Origin of the sequence: Metallosphaera javensis (ex Sakai et al. 2022), from assembly GCA_021654415.1 — an archaeon.
Taxonomy (GTDB): Archaea; Thermoproteota; Thermoprotei_A; order Sulfolobales; family Sulfolobaceae; genus Metallosphaera; species Metallosphaera javensis.
Map to the genome: position 1 here is coordinate 2,431,400 of AP024487.1, position 18,764 is coordinate 2,450,163.

General features: G+C 49.8%; 24 protein-coding genes and 1 tRNA gene. 16 read left to right on the forward strand and 9 right to left on the reverse strand.

Annotated features, from left to right (window positions below):
* The first annotated feature begins 11 nt into the window (after nt 1–11).
* The 6 genes from QVC96_RS13650 (at nt 12) to QVC96_RS13675 (ending at nt 4,037) form a co-directional block, all read left to right on the forward strand.
* Nucleotides 12–776 (forward strand): ATP/GTP-binding protein, encoded by a 765-nt coding sequence (locus tag QVC96_RS13650; RefSeq protein WP_238025912.1) that lies wholly within the window; start codon nt 12–14, stop codon nt 774–776.
* 44 nt (nt 777–820) lie between these two features.
* Nucleotides 821–1,555: a DNA polymerase sliding clamp gene (locus tag QVC96_RS13655; protein WP_238025911.1), complete on the forward strand. Its 735-nt coding sequence runs from the start codon at nt 821–823 to the stop codon at nt 1,553–1,555.
* Entirely contained in the window at nt 1,524–2,486 is a 963-nt protein-coding gene (gene priS / locus QVC96_RS13660; protein ID WP_238025910.1) for a DNA primase small subunit PriS, read from the forward strand. The genes QVC96_RS13655 and priS overlap by 32 nt, the downstream gene beginning before the upstream one ends.
* Before the next feature lie 16 nt (nt 2,487–2,502).
* Entirely contained in the window at nt 2,503–2,925 is a 423-nt protein-coding gene (locus QVC96_RS13665) for a hypothetical protein (RefSeq protein ID WP_238025909.1), read from the forward strand.
* 244 nt (nt 2,926–3,169) lie between these two features.
* A complete protein-coding gene (locus tag QVC96_RS13670) occupies nt 3,170–3,733 on the forward strand; it encodes a hypothetical protein (RefSeq protein ID WP_287689559.1) in 564 nt (187 codons plus the stop codon).
* Entirely contained in the window at nt 3,699–4,037 is a 339-nt protein-coding gene (locus QVC96_RS13675) for a HEPN domain-containing protein (protein WP_287689560.1), read from the forward strand. The genes QVC96_RS13670 and QVC96_RS13675 overlap by 35 nt, the downstream gene beginning before the upstream one ends.
* A gap of 7 nt (nt 4,038–4,044) precedes the next feature.
* On the opposite strand, the gene QVC96_RS13680 is transcribed toward QVC96_RS13675, so the two are convergent.
* Nucleotides 4,045–4,132, reverse strand: a tRNA-Ile gene (locus tag QVC96_RS13680).
* 300 nt (nt 4,133–4,432) lie between these two features.
* On the opposite strand from QVC96_RS13680, the gene QVC96_RS13685 reads away from it, so the two are divergent.
* The 4 genes from QVC96_RS13685 to QVC96_RS13700 all read left to right on the forward strand — a co-directional run bounded on the left by QVC96_RS13685 (nt 4,433) and on the right by QVC96_RS13700 (nt 9,679).
* On the forward strand, nt 4,433–6,802 hold the full coding sequence (locus QVC96_RS13685) for a protein kinase domain-containing protein (protein ID WP_287689561.1): 2,370 nt from the start codon (nt 4,433–4,435) through the stop codon (nt 6,800–6,802).
* Nucleotides 6,803–6,981: 179 nt separating this feature from the next.
* Nucleotides 6,982–7,482 carry a hypothetical protein gene (locus QVC96_RS13690; RefSeq protein ID WP_287689562.1) on the forward strand — a complete coding sequence of 167 codons (501 nt, stop codon included), beginning with the start codon at nt 6,982–6,984 and terminating at the stop codon, nt 7,480–7,482.
* Between the two features lie 58 nt (nt 7,483–7,540).
* A complete protein-coding gene (locus QVC96_RS13695) occupies nt 7,541–8,434 on the forward strand; it encodes an ornithine cyclodeaminase family protein (protein ID WP_287689563.1) in 894 nt (297 codons plus the stop codon).
* A gap of 216 nt (nt 8,435–8,650) precedes the next feature.
* On the forward strand, nt 8,651–9,679 hold the full coding sequence (locus QVC96_RS13700; RefSeq protein WP_287689564.1) for an AAA family ATPase: 1,029 nt from the start codon (nt 8,651–8,653) through the stop codon (nt 9,677–9,679).
* Between the two features lie 173 nt (nt 9,680–9,852).
* Here QVC96_RS13700 and QVC96_RS13705 read toward each other — a convergent pair whose 3' ends face one another.
* Nucleotides 9,853–11,121 (reverse strand): transposase, encoded by a 1,269-nt coding sequence (locus tag QVC96_RS13705; RefSeq protein WP_287689565.1) that lies wholly within the window; start codon nt 11,119–11,121, stop codon nt 9,853–9,855.
* Entirely contained in the window at nt 11,099–11,671 is a 573-nt protein-coding gene (locus tag QVC96_RS13710) for an IS607 family transposase (RefSeq protein WP_287689566.1), read from the reverse strand. The genes QVC96_RS13705 and QVC96_RS13710 overlap by 23 nt, the downstream gene beginning before the upstream one ends.
* A gap of 11 nt (nt 11,672–11,682) precedes the next feature.
* On the opposite strand from QVC96_RS13710, the gene QVC96_RS13715 reads away from it, so the two are divergent.
* The 3 genes from QVC96_RS13715 to QVC96_RS13725 all read left to right on the forward strand — a co-directional run bounded on the left by QVC96_RS13715 (nt 11,683) and on the right by QVC96_RS13725 (nt 13,457).
* Nucleotides 11,683–12,159 carry a hypothetical protein gene (locus QVC96_RS13715; protein WP_287689567.1) on the forward strand — a complete coding sequence of 159 codons (477 nt, stop codon included), beginning with the start codon at nt 11,683–11,685 and terminating at the stop codon, nt 12,157–12,159.
* A 406-nt stretch (nt 12,160–12,565) separates the two neighbouring features.
* Nucleotides 12,566–13,036, forward strand: a complete 471-nt coding sequence (locus QVC96_RS13720; RefSeq protein WP_287689568.1) for a nucleotidyltransferase domain-containing protein — start codon at nt 12,566–12,568, stop codon at nt 13,034–13,036.
* A gap of 1 nt (nt 13,037) precedes the next feature.
* Complete coding sequence (locus tag QVC96_RS13725; RefSeq protein WP_287690522.1) at nt 13,038–13,457, forward strand: HEPN domain-containing protein; 420 nt, start codon at nt 13,038–13,040, stop codon at nt 13,455–13,457.
* An 86-nt stretch (nt 13,458–13,543) separates the two neighbouring features.
* On the opposite strand, the gene QVC96_RS13730 is transcribed toward QVC96_RS13725, so the two are convergent.
* From QVC96_RS13730 to QVC96_RS13755, 6 genes are all read right to left on the reverse strand, one after another.
* Nucleotides 13,544–14,626 carry an AAA family ATPase gene (locus QVC96_RS13730; RefSeq protein ID WP_287689569.1) on the reverse strand — a complete coding sequence of 361 codons (1,083 nt, stop codon included), beginning with the start codon at nt 14,624–14,626 and terminating at the stop codon, nt 13,544–13,546.
* A 462-nt stretch (nt 14,627–15,088) separates the two neighbouring features.
* Nucleotides 15,089–15,250, reverse strand: a complete 162-nt coding sequence (locus tag QVC96_RS13735) for an RNA-protein complex protein Nop10 (protein ID WP_287689570.1) — start codon at nt 15,248–15,250, stop codon at nt 15,089–15,091.
* Nucleotides 15,247–16,017 (reverse strand): translation initiation factor IF-2 subunit alpha, encoded by a 771-nt coding sequence (locus tag QVC96_RS13740; RefSeq protein ID WP_287689571.1) that lies wholly within the window; start codon nt 16,015–16,017, stop codon nt 15,247–15,249. Before QVC96_RS13740 ends, QVC96_RS13735 begins: the two co-directional genes overlap by 4 nt.
* Before the next feature lies 1 nt (nt 16,018).
* Entirely contained in the window at nt 16,019–16,216 is a 198-nt protein-coding gene (locus tag QVC96_RS13745) for a 30S ribosomal protein S27e (RefSeq protein WP_238025891.1), read from the reverse strand.
* Nucleotides 16,213–16,500 (reverse strand): 50S ribosomal protein L44e, encoded by a 288-nt coding sequence (locus QVC96_RS13750; protein ID WP_238025890.1) that lies wholly within the window; start codon nt 16,498–16,500, stop codon nt 16,213–16,215. The genes QVC96_RS13745 and QVC96_RS13750 overlap by 4 nt, the downstream gene beginning before the upstream one ends.
* A 269-nt stretch (nt 16,501–16,769) precedes the next feature.
* Complete coding sequence (locus QVC96_RS13755; protein WP_287689572.1) at nt 16,770–17,621, reverse strand: DUF3782 domain-containing protein; 852 nt, start codon at nt 17,619–17,621, stop codon at nt 16,770–16,772.
* A gap of 115 nt (nt 17,622–17,736) precedes the next feature.
* Between QVC96_RS13755 and QVC96_RS13760 the strand changes: the two genes are divergently transcribed.
* From QVC96_RS13760 to QVC96_RS13770, 3 genes are read left to right on the forward strand one after another with little or no spacing between them, the layout of a single operon-like run.
* Nucleotides 17,737–18,225, forward strand: a complete 489-nt coding sequence (locus QVC96_RS13760; protein ID WP_287689274.1) for a helix-turn-helix domain-containing protein — start codon at nt 17,737–17,739, stop codon at nt 18,223–18,225.
* Nucleotides 18,197–18,394 (forward strand): hypothetical protein, encoded by a 198-nt coding sequence (locus QVC96_RS13765; RefSeq protein WP_287688932.1) that lies wholly within the window; start codon nt 18,197–18,199, stop codon nt 18,392–18,394. Before QVC96_RS13760 ends, QVC96_RS13765 begins: the two co-directional genes overlap by 29 nt.
* Nucleotides 18,391–18,729, forward strand: a complete 339-nt coding sequence (locus QVC96_RS13770) for a transposase (protein ID WP_287688789.1) — start codon at nt 18,391–18,393, stop codon at nt 18,727–18,729. The genes QVC96_RS13765 and QVC96_RS13770 overlap by 4 nt, the downstream gene beginning before the upstream one ends.
* Nucleotides 18,730–18,764: the final 35 nt, after the last annotated feature.

The following is an 18,764-nucleotide window of genomic DNA, read 5'->3' on the forward strand; positions in this document are numbered from 1 at the left end:
GACGTAAGCCCATGTATTACGTGTTCTTTACTGGAACTGCTGGCTCAGGAAAGACAACCATTGTGAAGGAATTCCAAGAATACCTCTTGGACCAGGAGATGGACGTCGCAGTGGTCAACATGGATCCAGCTGTGGAGAGATTGCCCTACACTCCTGATTTTGACGTGAGGGAGTACGTGGACGCGATGGAGGTAATGGAGAGATATGGGCTGGGTCCCAATTCCTCTCTCATAGTCTCCATTGATCTCCTCCTCACTAAGGCAACCGAGATTAAGAGCGATATGGGCAACATAGAGGCCAACTACGTCCTCGTGGATACTCCAGGTCAGGTTGAGCTCTTTGCGTACAGGGATACTGGGAGAACGTTCTCCTCCCTTCTGGTGGGGGATAACAAGAGCGTGAACGTATTCCTCCTGGATTCCTTTCTGGCCAGAGATGCCAGAAGTTACGTGTCTCTTCTTCTCCTTTCCAGCTCGGTTAGGTTCAGGCTGGGAATTCCGCAGCTGAATGTCCTCTCCAAGATCGACCTGATCTCCAAACAGGAACTGAGCAACCTGATGGAGTGGGGTCAGGGGGAGGGTATCTTGGATAGCCTGGGAGTTATAGATGACTACTCCTTTGAACTGGTCAGAACCCTCGTGGAGAGCCTTGAGGTACCCCCTATACCTGTGTCCGCTCCCAGCAGGCAGGGATTTGACGAGCTGTATGCGGAATTACAGAGGGTTCTGGCAGGGGGAGAGGATTACGCCACGGAGGAGAACAACAGCAGGCTGTGATAGGGACCTCTTCTTTTTTAACCTGAATCCTAAATGATTCATCCATGAAATTCAAGGTTATTGACGCTAATTCCATCGCAACCATCTTCAGGACCATAGGCGAGTTCATGCCTGAGATCGCGTTAATTGGAACCAAGGAAGGGGTTAGGCTCAGCGGTGTAGATCCAGCTAGGGTAGCGCTCATAGACATCTTCGTGCCCCAGGCCTACTTCCACGAGTTCGAGAGCGGAGAGAAGGAGATCGTCACTGTGAAGCTAGAGGAGATAATTTCCTCTCTCAAGAACGTTAAGAAGAACGATAGCCTCACCTTCCAGTCAAGCGAGGATAAGCTCATGATAACCTTGGATGGGGACTTTGAGAGGACCTTCTATCTCCCAATTCTCACGGGTGAGGAGCCGAACCTGCCAACAATCAAGCTGGAGTTCTCGTTCAAGGCCAAGATGCTCACCTCAACCTTCGCCAATGTAATGCAAATACTGGGAGACCTGGGGGATGCCCTGACCCTGTCGGCGGAGGGAGGAAAGCTGGTGATCTCGGTTGAGGGAGACGTGGGAAGTTCCAGGGTGGAACTGTCGGAGGAGACCGGAACCCTGCTTGAGGCAACGGGGGCAGATGCGAAGGGAACTTACGGGGTGGATTACCTGGTTAAGACCGCAAAGATGAGGAACTCCTCCGACATAGTGGAGCTCATGTTCGGTTCCCAGTTGCCCATAAAGTTGAGGTTCGAGTTACCTCAGGAGGGTTACGGTGACTTCTATATTGCCCCTAGGGCAGAATAGGATAGTCAAGTCCCTGATAAGGGGATACTACGAGAGGGCCGAGCTGTACCTCCCCTTCGATATGGAGTTGAGGGAATTCGCCTTTCAACCCCTCTCGGGGGGCAGTTACGTCAGGCATCTCTCCTTCGGGACGGCTCAGGAACTGAGGGAAATGCTATTGAGGGAGGTTCCAGGTCACGTGTTTTACTCCTCCGCCAAGTACCAGAGACCCTCAGCCAGGGATATGGAGGAGAAGGGATGGATGGGATCGGATCTCCAGTTTGATCTGGACGCTGATCACCTGTGCGAGCCCAGAAGGATGACCTTCTGCCCCGTGTGCGGGAGGGAGGTCATGGGCGAGAGGTGTCCCGATCACGATGTGGAGGCTAGGGAGTACATGGAGATCTCGGTGGAGTGCCTTAAGAGGACGTGGGATCAGGCCGTGCTCCTTTCCAGGATATTGAAGGAGGATTTTGATATGAAACCCAGGATCTTCTTCTCAGGGAACAGGGGGTTTCACGTACTGGTGGAGTGCAGTGGGGATTGCGCGCTCATGGATTCGGAGGACAGGAAGGAGATCGTAAGATATGTGATGAGAGACCAGGTTCCCTTCAGGGGGGTTGAGGGAGACCCCGGATGGGCAGGAAGGCAGGAGGGCGGGGTTGAGGTGGATGAACAGGTCACGGTGGACGTTCACAGGCTGGTGAGGATTCCCGGCTCAATTCACGGGAAGAGTTCCCTCATGGTCAAGGAGATGAATGAGTTCCTTTACGATATATCCCTTTCTCCCTTCTCAGGGAAGGCCGTGTTGCTTCCCTTCATTACGGGGGACTTCCTCCTCGTTGACAGGCAATTTCATCTGAATAAGGGAGAGCCCATATCCATGGAGGCCGGATATGCGGTTTTCGCCTATCTCAAGGGCCTGGGTGAGGTGACCTATTACGTTAGATGAGTTTCTGTCAAAGGAGTTGAAGGGGGAGGATCCGCAGAGTATACCGGGAACTGACGTGGAGCAGATAATCTCCACCTTCAAGAGGTTGAGATATAAGTACAGGGACAAGATACATGAGGCCGAGCTGAAGATCTATTCCGAGATAGCGGAGTCCCTGTTCGAGATGAGGCTCATCAAGGTGGTTGAAAACAGGGAGATTAGGGACAGCTTCGACTCATGGCAAAATGAGGTGGTGGATAAAATGAGGAGTTTCTACGTTAACTATCTCACCGGTGCGTATGTAAACAGAGATGGCAAGGTTCTGTGTGAGGTGAAGAGTGGCATGAAGATGGATGGGATTGAACTGAGGCAGGGAGATTACGTGATACTGAGTCTAAAAAAGGCCTTTTCCCTCTGGCTCGCCGGTTACGTTGAACCGTGTAAGGTGGAAAGAAAATAGAATGGACTGCTTTCGTCTGTGTGATTTCTTGGAAGCTGGGCTCAGCGGTGGTTCTATCTACCATGACATGAGGCTAATCATGGAATCATCACCGAACGGTTACCTCGAATAGGAAAAGTCTCGTACACCGATATACTTTCGTGTTAATTTTCCTCTCCTTGATATGTCCTTTCAAAGTATGAGGAAAGCCTGAAAGGGATAGATCTACCTCTTGTTTTTTATCCCTTTGTTCCATTATTAATCAGTGTACAGGCTTCTCAATAACGAGTGGAATCTGGCCCTTCACGAGTTCTCAACCCTGCTAATAGAATCGCTTGGACCTAACCTTGTCATGATCTTAGGACTGGATGAGGATTCTTGGATTAGGGACAGCAACGTGCTGGTCGTGGTGAAGAAAATCGATGAACAGGTGAGGAGACTAGTGGCCAGGTCTGCTCTCCTAGTCAACGATAGATACAACTGCACAATTAGTTACTACCTCACAGAGGAGAAGGATACGGAGACCATAAACCTGTTCAAGAACAGGGAGGAGATCGCGATCAGTGATTGCCAAGAGGCCTTCAGGGAATTCAGCAAAAGAGTCAAGGACAACACGACAAGGCTCATTTTCCTGGGAAACAGATACCATCGGGACAGCAACGTGCTGGTCGTGGTGAAGAAAATCGATGAACAGGTGAGGAGACTAGTGGCCAGGTCTGCTCTCCTAGTCAACGATAGATACAACTGCACAATTAGTTACTACCTCGTTGAGGAAGGAGAGGAGGAGTTAATTCATGAATTCGAAGAAATCGGAAGTACTGCTAAATGAAGCTAGAAAGGATATTCAAATACAAAACCTGAACAAGGCGGTATCAGCGCTGTACTTCTCTGTGAGGAGGGAACTGGAGTCCATCCTTGAGACAATGAAGGTTGAGGTTCCACGCCTTGATGACAAACTCGCAAATGTGCTGAAGCATATGGGATTCAGTTCTGAGGCTGAGGATTTCCTGCACCTTTACACACTCAGGAAGAAAGCGGATTACGACGAGAGGTCTGTGACGGAAGAAGCCAGGGAAGCTATCCTGATAGCAACGAGCCTCCTTGATACTTTAAGGAAAATGTACAAACCCTAGAAGAAAGTGGGCCCGGAGGGATTTGAACCCTCGACCTCCCGGTCTCTGACAGAAGTTATCAGCCGGGCGCTCTAACCTGGCTAAGCTACGGGCCCTCTATCCTTGTTGTCTTAAAATCGACCCCACGTTCATTTAAAGCTTTTGTTCCCCAGTTATCTTAACCCAGTTATCCACCATTCAGCAGGCCTCGTCGAATTTTGTAGATGATCCTGAACTCTCATCCTAGTATTCCTTTGGTATCAAACAGTAAACTAGGCACAGTACTCTCAAGCTCCTGTCATGAAATGGCCAGGATTTTGATACCTATCACGAGTTTCAGCTGTCTACATGAGAGACGCGTCACGTATGGTTATACTCTCAACCTTTATTACCTCTGAAAATTCTAGATTCCAAGGATGAAATTTAGTTATGGCTTGCTGGCAAAATGGTCATCCGCCTTAAAGATTGCTGGGTCCTTGGAGGCATTGGCCATTGCCTTTCTCTATTTTTATAGAGGCGCAGGAGTGAATCTGAATGGGATAACCCCGCTTTTGACGGCTGGGTTACCCTTGTTATTTATCCTCTTCATCTCTCTGGCATCTGTTCTCAAACACAGCATGAAGGCGTACGGCCTAGCCACCTCGCTCTGGCTCGGGTTGACCCTGATAGCGCTTAACCTTGAGAAACAGGGCGGAGAGCTGGGAACGGTTACGGGGTACGCACTCTCTTTCCTTACCGCACTTATCCTCCTCATCGCGTCAATAGTTCTCTTCACACACAGGGGTAGATGGAAGACCTTCGTTTTCTCCTTCCTCCTTTACATAATCGTCGTATTACCCCTGATCTCCTATCTCTTCCTGGGAAATCAGTTCATTTCCCTCCTGGTCTCGTTGAGTGGAGGAAACCTCTCAGTAATACCGGACACCCTTATCTCTGAACTTCACTCCAGTACAGGATTGATCTCCGTGTTCCTCTCCTCCATGGGCCTTGCAGGGCTCCTCATGCTGAGCTACTCCCCGGACACAAAGCCCTATCAGGCCCTGAGGTCAGTGGGATTAACATATCCCTCAATCCCTGTGCTGGGTTCCCTATGGCTCTTGGCCTTCAGTTACACCCTGGGAGGAGGTTTCTCTACCTCGCTCTTGGTACTGGCCGGGGCATCGCTGGTTCTCATCCCCATCAGTCTCTTTCCCAGATTCAGGGTTAATCCAGTTCCCCTGGGTCTCTTCACCTCCACCGCCTCTCTGGCCCTCGGGGCACTCCTTTTCTTGCTCTCCCTAGGTTATGCGCTCCTTTCCCTCCTCTTGACAGGGGCTGGAGGATCAGTTATACCCAGGGGATTGACCGACCCTGATAAGGTTAAGGCCAGGCTTGTGGAGTCAGTAAAGCTCAAGAGATATAGCACCGCCAGGAGGTACGTTAGCTTCCTCAACTCCCTGGGAATTTCTCCCAGTTCCCTGGCCTGTCAGTTCTCAAGGGATAAGAACTGCACAGTTCTCCTATGGTTAATTTCCAACTATAACGTCGACTACGGTTCCTGCCAGGATCTGAAGGGATTCGTTCAGTGCATCCTCTCCTCTGGAAATCTTCCAAACAACGTGGATCCGCTCCTTCTGACACTGGAGAAGAGGGACAGGGAGAACGCCGAGAAGCTGGCAGGTCTCGTTCTGGCCAAGGGGACCAGCGAGAAAACCAGGGAAACGGCCAGGAGAATAATATCCCCTGCAACCGCCCCTCCCCAGCAGGAGAAATTGAACTTACCCCCTCTGAGTCAGTGGGATCCCTCAGTGTGGGTGAACAGGGAAATTTACGGTTATCAGGTGAAGAGGGTTGTGGGCAAGGGCGGTACGGCCTACGTGCTTCTGGCAGAGAGAGGGGGTCAGCCCTATGCCATAAAGATTCCCTTCATCTCCCCTGCCTCCCAGGGAGAGAAGACCAGGCTGAGCAAGACCACCTTTGCCGATATGGCTGGGGAATCCTCAAAACTGCAGGAGATCTCCACCAAGACCGAGGATATGGTAACCCTGTACGGTATTTTTGTGGACAGGACAGCGATAACTGAGATCCTTTCCGGTAAGGTCGAGGTTTACCTCAAGTCTCCCCCGGCCATGGTGATGGAGTTCATGGGAGGCGGAGACGTGGATTCGCTCCTGAAGGAGCAGGCAGTGTTCTACTCCGAGAAGTGGGAAAGAATTGTGACCTTCATCCTCATGAGGGTAGCCAGGGCACTGAACGTGGTCCACAGCGAAGGGTATGTCCACCTGGACGTGAAGACAAAGAACATCTTCTTCTCCTCTCCGCCCGGAAGGAGCGGTGATGAGGTGATGGGAAACCTGATGACGGGAAGGGTGAAGGCGAAGCTTGGTGACCTGGGCGCGTCCAAGAAGATCGGCGCTGTTCTGGACCAGTACACAGCGGAGTACTGTCCTGTGGATCAGGTCCAGGCCCTCCTTTTGAGGAGCGGAGCAAGCCCCAAGATGGACATTTACGCCCTTGGCGCCACAGGGTACAAGATGCTCACCGGGCAAATCCTTAACCCTCCTGAGGTGGTGAAGCTCATGGACGGTGCAGTGGATGAATACCTGAACAGGGGTAACTTCAGTTACATGCTGGATCAGGCATCCAGGGAATACCAGAGATTTTACGCAAGCTTAACTCTGTCGGGGGTGGAGCCGGAACTGGCCAACATGATAAAGGCCATGGTTAATCCGGATCCCGGCAGGAGACCAAGTGCGGGACAGGTTGCAACTACTCTGGAAAGGATATTCAACAGGATGAACAGCTGAGGCTCTGATTCGTGCGTCTGCGAGCATTCGGGTTATGCATTACAAGTTGAAGGCACTGACGCATCACATGATTTTTCATGATACCTTGCTGAAAGCCCTCGTTGGACAAGTATTCATGTTCCCCGATATGCACGTCTCATCCTGAAAAACGTTTAATACACCCCTTCTATTGAACCCCTATGAAGAGGTTGCTGATTCCAGTCGGTGTTGCCTTGGTAATAGTAGTCGCGTTGCTCGTCCTCTTCCTTCACCAGAGCTCGCCACCCCTTCCACTCAATCAAACCTTCATAAACTCCACCTTCGGTCCAGGTGAGATACTTCCCACCAGCGGAACCTTCAAACTGGTTGATGGAAACGTTATCATTCACCAGCAATCCGGGAACACCCTCAACACTACCCTAGCCCTCCTCGGGGTAGGCATTTATCTCCCCTCTCAGGTCAAGTCAGGGCTTGTGGAGTACGTAAACGGTACAGGGTATCACCTCTACGTGGTGGTGCTCCAGTTACAGAACGTGGTGAGCTCCAATTACATGCAAACAATTAACGGGAACAAGACCACAATTATCATAGTGCACAGGGGGTATGCCGAGGCCGACCTGTTCTATTTCGGGGGAAATCTCACCCCAGCTCAGGATAAGGCCCTGATCTCAGTCCTTTCCAGATACCTTGAGAACCTCTAACGAGGAGTACGTGAGCTCCATCAATTTCCTTTTTAACTTCCCTGGTCTATCGAGATCCATGAAAGTTCTCACTGATCAGGATCTCCTGAACCTTCTGCCCCCCGAGAAGGCGGTTTCTGCAATGAAGGAGGCATTCTCCCTTCTATGGAGGGGAGAGGTGATCTCTCCGCAGAGGACAGTGGTCACACAGAAAGGGGACTGGTGGGGGGTAATGCCGTGCAAGACCAGGTACCTCTTCACCGTGAAGGTGGTTGCAGTGATACCAGGTAACAGGGAGAGGGGCCTTCCATCTGTGAACGGTGCAGTTCTGGCCCTTTCCCCAGACACGGCAGAACCCCTCGCCGTCCTGCCGGGCGCAACGCTGACCGCACTGAGGACCTCCGCCACCTCAGTCCTGTCCACGGAAATTGCCGTGGGAAGGAAGGTGGGCGTTCTGGGGGTGATAGGTGCAGGTCAGGAGGCCGAGTTTCACATAAGGATGGCTCAGGGCTACCTCTCCCCCTCAAGGGTTCTCGTGACTGCCAGGAAGAGTCACGTGGAGCTTGCCAGGAGGACAGGGGCGGAGGCGGTGGAGTTGGATACCCTCCTCAGGGAGGCAGATGTGATCTTCGCAACCACTTCCTCCACCTCTCCCGTGGTGAAGGGCAGTCTCCTGAAGGATGGGTTTCACGTGGCCAGCATAGGGGCTCACACTCCCGATGCAAGGGAACTTGATGACGACGCGATCAGGAGGGCTAGGACATACATTGTTGACTCCCTTGAGGCGGTTTCCAGGGAGAGCGGGGATTACATTCAGCCAGCCAGGAGTGGTGCACTGGGTGCAAAGGTGCTGGAGCTTGGGGAGATACTGGTTAAGGGAATCAGGGTGGAAAGGCCATCCATCTTTAAGAGCGTTGGGGTGGCAGTACAGGACAACCTGGCCACTTATTACGCAATTAAGGAACTAGTGTGATGTCACGCGAATTGGTCAGGCGGTCCGGACATCACTCGACGCCCAAGGAGTGTGAAGGACTGGACCAGGAAGCGGGCATTGAGAGAGTCCTACCCTTGATCCATCCATGGACGATCCCGGTAGGACTTCATTCAATTTAACATTTGTCAAAGGATTGCATTATCCCCATAATGTCTCATCCCGCAAAGATTTATTTCAGGTGTACAGTCTTCACATATGGAATCTCTTAACGCTGACTTGACTGTTAAGCGCGTTGCGGTGAACAGGATAAGGGGCTTTGAGTTCATCGATGAGGACGGGAAGACTCTGGTCCTGTCACCTGGTAAGATAAACGTGATCACAGGTCCCAACGGCAGCCTGAAAACCTCTTTTTTAGAGGCCCTTTCAGCAGGTCTGCTGGGAGTAACCTCAGAATTTCAGTCCAAGCTTAAACTGGCAACAACCTTGAGAATGGAGGAACTGTGGTTGTACTACCTGGTTAATGGTGATCTAGACCTCGAGATTGATGGGATGAAGGTCAGGAGCGCCACGCTGGATGAGATAAGGCAGTTCGCCCCACTACCAAATGAGAACCAAGTTAACCCAGAATACACCAGAGGGATAATCGCGGAGGTCGGTAACTATAGATCCATGCTAAGGTTTGATATACCATATGTTCAATCTACCACCAACCTTTCCTCAGTGATAATATCGTTTTCCAGAAATAACAGCGTGCCCCCCAGGAATGTGGACTTCGTTTCATTCTCTCTACCCAATCCCATTACTCCGCAATTCGTGTACGATTTCCTCAAGATCATAAAGAACCCTGTGGAAGATATAGTGGAGAAAATTAACAGCGAAGGCTTCAAATTTGTTGGGTTTTTCCCAGATGAGCTTGGAAGAAATAGCATTGTTTTTGAAGGTAAGAAAGGGAGAATGAACATTCAGCTACTAGGTAGCGGTTACTCGGCTTACATCCTCCTGGCGCTGTCAACATCTCACGATGTAATACTTTATGATAATGTAGAGAATCACCTCCATCTCAAGCTGATGTTCAAGGTGATGGATTTAATGCGCGATTCTAGGTCGCAGTGGTTTGTGACAACACAGTCCCTGGAGTTCATCAGATTTCTGAGCTCCTCTCCACATGATGTGAAGCTGTGGAGGTTCAGAAAGGCGGAAGACGGTAAGGTAATGGTGAAGACTTATACTGGGGAGGAAATAAGGGAGGCAGTTAAGGTACTGAAGGTCGATCTTCGAGGGTGAAGATTCATAACAAGGATCTTCATCGTTGAAGGGAAGGACGATCTTTACTTTCTCCTGGGGTTGTTAGGTATCACCGACGCCAGGAAAATTGAAGAACTCAATGATATGGCCAGCAGGATAATGGAGACCAATGCTGAAAATTGTTATGCCATAAACAATCTGGGGTTTAGGTCTCATTGAATTTCATATACTTTGTATTCAATTCTCGACCCTTGGAGTTCACCGAAGTCGCGGATTGAACCGTTCATCCTTCTCACTCCCATTAGGGGGATAACCCCACTCACCTTACGGTGAGGAAACCCCCACATCTTGAGGTTGAATTTAGATAAGAACCTCTTCATAATGTTAAGTGAAGCGTTGAATTGCCTATCAAGGGTGAACCCGCACCTCCCGCACCTGAAGGTCTTGCCAACCGTTCGGGAAACCCATCCACATCTGGGGCAAGACCTGGATGTGAGGTGCGGGTTCACTTCCACCACTTTACAACCGTATAGAGGAGCCTTGTATTTCAACGTGTTAACTAACTTCCTCCAAACAGTCCTAGATAACTTTTTGGATAAAGACTCACTAGCATTACCAAACATACCTTGCTTATTTAACTTTTCGAAGACTAAAACATGATTATTATACAATTCAAGAATGAAGTTAGCCAGCTTGTTAATCAAATCGTTAACCCTATTCCTCTCGCGATGAGAGTACTTCATCAAGAGTCTCCTACCACCCTTCAGCTTCTTAGAGGCTACAGACTGTACCTTAGCCCTCTTCATTTGCATGACGTACTTCAAGGAGTAAAGTTGCTTCAGAGAGATCGTGATAAACTTCTCGCCATCGTAACCGTCGAGTGAAAAGAGATTAGAATCAAATGCAACAGTTTCAGGTGGCGTGGTTGTTGGTAATTCTTTTCTAAACACCAGGTACACTTTATCCTCCTTGATCACCGGTTCTGTTAACTCCATTCCTTCCACTCTTTCAGAGAACCATCTTCTATCCCAGGAATAGGTGATGTACTCGCGTGGTTTCACGGTTATCCTAACGCTCTTACCAATGATTTTTCTTAGCGTTGTTTTTGCTCTTACATAACCCTTCTTCACAAGTGGTGGTTTGAATTCACTTCTTCCCTTCTCAAATCTTCTTCTCCAGGAGTCAAGGATAGAGTATACATCATGAATAGCTTGATCTATGTAGTGTTTTGCTAATCCTTGTGCATTCTCTTTCATTAAGTATTCTCTCAACTCCTTGTATATTTCCTTCTTTTTTGGTAATTCTGCTCTTTTATCCTTTATTTTGATTTTGTTAAACACGTATTTTATCCCTTTGTTTAACAAGTTCACGTAGGCACGAATTAGTTCTTTGCTTCTTTCCTCCTCATTTCTTATCGCATACGTGAGGTGTACGTATTCCTTTTCTGTCATGAACGTTTTAATTCTTAAGTTCCTCAGCACATTTCTTCACCTTTTCATGCTCATGACCTCCCGTTCCGCCAGAGAACGAGACCAGGATACTGATTAGGTCTTCAATTAATTCCTGCTCTGGCGTCCTGTCCTCTTTTTCCACCACTATTTCGCAACCGTGTGCTTTGCACACTTGCTCGAGTATTTCTAACCCAAATCTTACTAGTCTGTCTGGATAAGCTATCACTATTTTGCTAACTTCGTTGTTTAGTATCATCTTCAAGAGTCTTTGGAACCCTTTTCTTTTCATATTCAGCCCAGATCCTATGTCTGTTATTACGATGTCGTGTTCTGGTACCTTTTCCTTTAAGTGGTTCACCTGGTTCACTAAGTCATCTTTTTGTGCGTTTGATGATACTCTGGCGTAGAGTACTATTTTCTTTTTTCTTATTATCCCCTCAAGTTTCTCTACATCCTCTTCTCTAAATCTCATTTTTCCGGATGGTAGTCTTTCTGGTGTTATTACACCCTTCTTTACATATTCCTGTAATGTTCTGTATGAGATTCCTAGTATTTGGCATACTTCTTTGGGTCTTAGCATCGTAAATAAATTTGTATACAAACTATTTAAACTTCACGGTGTTATGGAAACTGTTTCAAACGGCTGTTCTCTGTTACGCTGAGGGCAAGGACAACGTACCTAAACTGGAGAGGGAGTACCTAAGATTGAAACATGAGGTTTACGTGCTTTTTGACGGAGATGTCAGAAGGGAGGGATCATGGAAGGAAAATCATTATTTTCTGGAGAGCGAAAACTTGGACGAGCTGGTGGCATCTTTCATCAGGAGGAGAGTCCAACAGGAGTTGACCAGGGAGAAGGAAAGGGAAGCCTTCAACAAGGTGATAAATGTGATCTATTCATCTGGAGGTTCCAGGGAGAAGGCCCTTCTTTCCCAGTTACTCGCGGTGAGATATCTCTTTGAAAAAGAAAAGAATATAAGAGATAAATCTACTTTTTTAATGATATTAGCTAATAAATTTAGAGATGAACTACTGAAGGAGGACAAAGGCCTCAAGGAGTTTTTTTGACAGACTCTCTCAAAAGTGATTATGGATCTAGGAATTACGTGAGTAACGATCTCGCAAGAAGTTGGTCAAGATCTTTGGCACAGACTTCACCTTTGGGCGGAGATATCCAGGAGTAGTCCTCTAGGCGTTCCTCTACGTGACATGATGAAAGGATTTAAATCTCTGTAATGGAAAAATTTCTAACAACGGTTCCGTGATGGCACTTGAAGCGAGGATGATGTAAACATTTGAAGAAAATGTAAAGAACCTCGTTCAGGCAACGCCAGCACAAGGAAGTTCATGTGAGAGTGGTCTAGAACGTGAAATGAGAGCGACCCTCTCGCCACACATCCCTAGCACTTAGCCCTGTCAGAACGTGACGCTCAATGCTGAAAACGTATTTAATCCCGAGAGTTCATTTAATTTCATGAATTGGAATTCAATAGTTGACGCCTTCAAGAAGGTTTACGGTGATAAGCTGGTATCCGTGGTGCTGTTCGGCTCCTACGCCAGGGGAGAGCAGAGGAGGGAGAGCGACATCGATCTCCTGGTGGTCTTGGACACGATAGAGGACAGGTACGACGTGGTCACCAGGATCGTGGAAGTTGACAGGATCCTGGAGGACACCCTATACAGGGAGTTAAGGGAGAGGGGATATGAGGGAGTGGTGATGCCCATCTATCTAGACTTGAAGTCCGCCACAAGGTTCAGGGCCCTCTACATAGACGTAGCGTTTGATGCCGTGATACTTTATGACAGAGGAGACGTCATGAAGCAGGTATTCGAGAGGGTGAGGAAGAGGCTGGAGGAACTGGGAGCGGAGAGGGTGAAGGAAGGGAGAAGGCACTACGTCATCTTCAGGAAGGTTAAGCCGGGGGAGGTCTACACCCTTGAATAGTGTGGACCTCGCTGAGGGGTACCTGAGGGTGGCTAGGCTCAGATTGAAGTACGCCGAACTCGCACTTGAGGAGGACCACGCGTTCTGTGTGAGAACGTCACAGGAAGCGGTAGAGCTTAGCGTGAAGTCCATACTGAGGCTGTTGGGGATGGAGGTTCCAAAGATACACGAACCTGCCAGGGAGTTGCTCAGGAATAAAGACAGACTCCCCTCATGGCTACAGAAAGAGGTGGAGAACATCTCCTTTATTTCCAGGTGGTTAAGTCTGGAGAGGTCCCCCTCCTTTTACGGTGACGAGGAGGAGGGAATTCCACCCGATGAGCTATACGACGAGAGCTATTGCAGGAAAGCGCTGGAATCTGCTAGGTATGTATACGAAATTGCCCAAAGGGTTTTCCAGGAGCACAAGAAAAGCTCATGAGACTGAAGCCTGGACGGTTACTGACACAACTGCTCTCCGAACTTTTTACCCTCCTTCTCTACCCCCCACGTTCACGCTGTCCCCATTTAGCCTGAGAAGGTGATTCCCACTAACGGCTCAGCCGGACAATATCTCCCGTTCTCCTTCACTATCCACGATGCCCTCATCAACTGCCTCAAGAAGTTTGAAATTTCCGAATCGCTTATCTCCACGCCCTCCCTGGCCTCCAGGGCGTTCTTCACCTCGCCCCACGACGCACATCTGGATATAACCCTCATCACCGTAAGGTATCTCTCCCTTGCCAGGCTCTTATCCCTTAGAAAGTTCTCGAACTCCTGCCTTATCAGCCTTTTCGCAGTTTGGAGAGCTCTCTGCAACGACGCGTTCAGATCCCTCTCCTGCACGTAATAGTAACCGAAGTAGGTTAGCCACCCCGGTATTCCTCCGATTCTCTCATAAACCATCTCATGTTTATCAAAGGGGACAGAGTGCTCCTGAAATCCCCTCCTCAGGAACCCTATTGCCTCCTCCCTGGAGAAGGGGCTTAACTTCACCTCAAGGAAGGCCCTACCGTAAAGAGGGCCACTTGGATCTTCAACTCTCAGGTAGTCGTAAAGTAGCCCCATCTCGGAGCCTCCTAGGATGAACCTCACGTTCCTCAGGTTATCGTATGAATAGGCAAGGGAGGGCAAAAGGTTAGCTCCTCTCAGCCTCCTGAGTTCCTGGGCCTCATCCATGGCAAGGATAACCCTCGTAACACGTTCCTCGGCCCATCCCTCTAGCCCCTCCAGAAGGGAGGAGAAGGAGAGCCTCTCGTCCTTGCCCCACTTGAACCTCACCTCGTTTCCCAGAATTGAAACCCCCTGTACATGTTTGAGGAAATTTAGCAGGGAGTTATCAGCCCTGGTCAGCCTGTTGACCTCCCTCTGCACTTCCTGGAGGAAGTCCCTGTAGGAGATGTAGACCTTGCGGTCGAACCTTCTAAGATCCAGATATATGCTTGGGAACGATAATTCCTTGAGGGCTATCCTTATTAGCGAGGATTTCCCCGTCCTTCTCAAACCAAGGGTCAGGGCTATGGGCGAAGAGAGGGCTTTCAGTTTCTTCAGCTCACTCTCCCTGTCAAAGAAGTCTCTCCTATCCTCCTTTGGTGCTGGATCGAATAGCACTTCTACCCCCCGAAGTAACTTCTACCCCCAGAAGTAAAAGAGCTATGTGGTTGAGGTATGGCACCTGTCGCGTGTGATGAGTGCCTAGAGAATCTAGTGATGAAGGTTCAAGATATCTTGAGTTCATAGATTTGTCAAACTTGTGTAAACTGGTCTAATGACGTGATAACTTCCCGCTGAATTCCCTGGACCTTAAGATACGTGACATGATGACAGAACTTGAGTTTGGCTAACCCTGTGTAGTGGTCAATCCCTGAGGTGGTGGGATTCTTCGGTGCCTCGGTACCACCCAGTCTGATTTTTGCACAAAAATACTGACACGAAGGGCTCGGTGCTGCAGTGTGTCATCACAGGTCTAGCCGCCCATCGCTCTTCATAGCCCAGAGAGGATATGGGGCCAAGTTTAAAAGAAGTAAAGGGAGAGCTCCACAACTTCACAGGTATTCCATCCTAGGTGAACTCCTAGCAGACCTTCCCCCTTCTCGCCAGGATCCTGTACTTAACCATCCTGTCCACGGGAGAAAACCTTGGGGGATGGGCCGGCTTAGTCTCTGCACCGCACGTGGGACACTTTTCATGAAGGGTGTATGCTCCGTCCCTTGGGCACTTCCTGATTAACCTCACTTGGCAACCTCCGCGGTCACGCCCTCCTCCTTTGCCCTCTCCAGTATCCTCTGCACAACCTCCTCGAGCCTCTGCGCCACCGCCTTGGGGTCGCTACCAGAGACCTCCACCCTGTACCTCGGGGCTCCAATGGTGAATATCCTTATGTCACCCTCATCCTCCAGGTCAAACACCTTCCTTATCTTCTCAACCCCGTCAGGGACCAGGCTCTTCACCAGCACCACCTTGCTCTCCTTAACCTTCTTCTCCTCCCCGTGCTTGCTCGCCTCCTCAAGGATGGGCTTCACCCAGATCTCTGGAACTCCCGCGTCCAGGAGAACCTTCTCACCCTCCTTAGACGCCTTCTGAAGGGCCTCATAAACGTCTCCGTACCTCTCCTCAAGCTTCCAGGCAACCTGTTCCCATGCCTCCCTCTCGCTCTTCTTGAGCTTCTGCGCCACAATCTCCAGGATCTTGTCAGTCTTCTGTATCCTCTTCCACTGGGCGTTCTTCTTCCTCCTGTCGTCGTCGTTGACCTTCTTGAGTGAAACGTCAACAGATCCCTTCTTGCGGTCAACCCTGATGACCTTGACGATAATCTTCCTCCCCTCCTTCACCACGTCCCTTATGTTCTTAACCCACCTTGTGCTGATCTCGCTCCAGGGAAGGAAGGCCTGAAGCCCACCGTACTCGTCCAGGGTGACGTAACTACCGTAATCAAAAACCTGCTTCACGGTGGCAATTAATATGTCCCCCTCGCGGGGTAGGGGATGCCTGTTGTAGATCATTTTAACCTAGCTGTCTTAGTACTTCCCCGACTATTTTTGCTTTCCCGCCCCTGGGGTACACGAGCTGGGTCCCGCAGGCGAGGCAACGTGCGGGGAAAGTGGAGTTGGAGTAAACCACCTGCTCGTTGTTGCAGTTGGTGCACTTCACGCGGACAAAGTGGGAGGCGGGCTCCGGTATAAGGATCCTGGTCTTCCTCATTTGATCACCTCAACCAGCTCAAGCTTCTTCACCCTCATTCCGGGCTTGGAGTAGGTGTAACCGCACTTCTGGCACTTAAACATGAGGGTCTGCTTCTTTGTGACCTTGGCGAACCTCTTGGGAACTGGCTTTCTGGTGCTCCCGTAACCCAAGTTCTTCCTGTTGTACCTCCTCTGTCCCTCCGCTAGCTCCCTCCTCTTTCCTCCCTTGTAAAGGGAAATGGAGTGGTCAGTGTGAGTCTTGCACTTGGGGCAATAGGCCTTGACCAGCTTAGGGAATTTCATAGGGGGAAGAAGAAGTTCAAGTTTAAAAGTCCATCTCAGCTGAGAGGACGGGGAACGCCTGGTAAGGTTCAGGTGATGAGAGGGCACACCGGTAGTTTTGATGATTCCTCATCTCCATAGTGTCGTCAAACTTGCAAAAATTTACGGCTTCGTGTCTTCGCATTGAACTCCTTGAACCTTAAAAACGTCAACATGACGACACTGTGCTCATCTTGCTCAGGGCGAGATTCAAAGTCATATCGGGAAGGTGGTAAAGGGGATCTTTAAATTCACATGCTACCAGTTGAGTCCTCCCTCTTCCTCTCCTCAATGATACCCCCATAAATCATTCTGATTCCCAGTTCCTCAGCCACCTTGACCGTATCCTCGGTCGTGTTAACCGCAAGGAACAGCTTCACGAAATTCTTGATCCCCAGCACGTCTATCACAACGTCGCTCTTCCTGTCGAACCACTCCACGTCATCCTCTTCGGCAAAGGATTTCACCTCAACCAGATAGACCTTGTCGTCCTTGGCCAGAATATCTATCTCGTACTTGAGCCCCTTCTTGCCGTATTTCCCGGTACTGTCCTTGTAGGTGAACTTGTTCACGTAAGTGAAGTCCAACCCCTCCTGCTTCACAAAGTCGCTGAAGAATCCTCTGATGAGCTCCTCGTAATCCAGACCCCATCTCCTGCCGATGCTATCAAGAGTCCTGTTCATCCTCTCCATATCCCTCCTCATCTGCCTCATCTCCTCTGTGAGCTGGCCAACGGTCCGCGTTAACGTCCCAAGGACCTCTTCCATCTTCCTCTGCGCCTCAGCCAACTCCATCATCTTCTCCTCCAACTTGGACATCCTCTCCTCCGACTTCCTCTGCGCCTCCTCCGTTTTCCTCTGCGCCTCAGCCAACTCCATCATCTTCTCCTCCAACTTGGACATCCTCTCCTCCGACTTCCTCTGCGCCTCCTCCAGATCCTTGACCATCTCCTTAAGCTCCTTGATTGACTGAACCAGTTCCCTTATCTCCTCCCTGGTGTCAGTCACGTCAGTCCTGGCGGAGGATATTCCCAGCAACTCCTCCACCTCCTTACGGAAATTCTTATCCTCCTTCAACAGCTTCAGGAACTCTTCCTTTAACATGTGATTAAATACGATTTCGAGGGTTTTAAACCTAGGATTTCTTGATTATGAAGGACTCCAGTCTGTTCGCTAGTACTTAGGTAAAGTTTTTATCTTGGTATTACTAATATAGAATGTGGAGGAATTAGAGAAGACTTACAGGGAGGAAAAGAATGCTAGGATAAGGCAGAGAATACTGGGGGTGAAGATGTACCTCGTGGACGGGTTCAGGGAGTACAGGGTGGCCGAGGTCCTCGGGGTTTCGTACTCAACGGTGAAGAAGTGGGTCGCGAAGTACAAGAGGGGAGGGGTCGGAGCGTTGAGGGATAGGCCAAGGTCGGGTAGGCCCAGGAAGTACTCCAGCGAGGAGGTGAAGAAGGTGCTGGAGACAAGTCCCAGGGAGCTGGGATACAACCTGGAGGGGTGGACCATGAGGGCGCTGAACGCTGAGCTGAGGAAGAGGGGGATAGTTTACAATAGGTATCACCTTTACAGGGTAGTGCACCAGCTGGGGTACGGTTTCGTGACGCCCAGGCCGGTGAACGCCAGGGCCGAGGTGGAGAAGCACCGCGATTTTAAAAAAAGTGAAGGAACTGATGGGACGCAGGATAGCGTTCTTCGATGAGACAAGGGTGGTGGTGGGCACCACGGTGAGGAGGTGCCTCGCCAGGAGGGGTTCCAGGCCCAGGATCAGGGTGAACCTGGGCTTCCAGCACTTCTACGTCTTCCTCGCCCTTGACGCCATTTCAAGGAAGGTGCTGTACGCCCTCTACAACTCTCCAGCAAGAACATGAAGAGCTTCGTTTACAGGATGGAGAGGAAGTGGGGCAGGGAGACCAAGTACCTCGTCCTTGACAACCACTCCTCCCACAAGACGGGGGCTATCCTGGACCTGTTCAGGAGAAGGGGAGTGAGACCCGTTTTCACCCCAAAGTACTCGCCAGAGCTAAACCCTGTGGAGAGGATCTTCAAGGACCTGAAGTTCCACCTTGCGAACAGGTTCTTCAACAACGTGGAGGAGGCAAGGGAGGAGGTGAGGAGGTTCTTCGAGGAACATCATGATCAGTTTAATCTTGATGTGGTCCAATATCTGGATTTAGATGAAATAGAGGTAGAAAACAATGGATAAAAACTTCCACAAAGTACTAGCGTGAAATTTTGTGA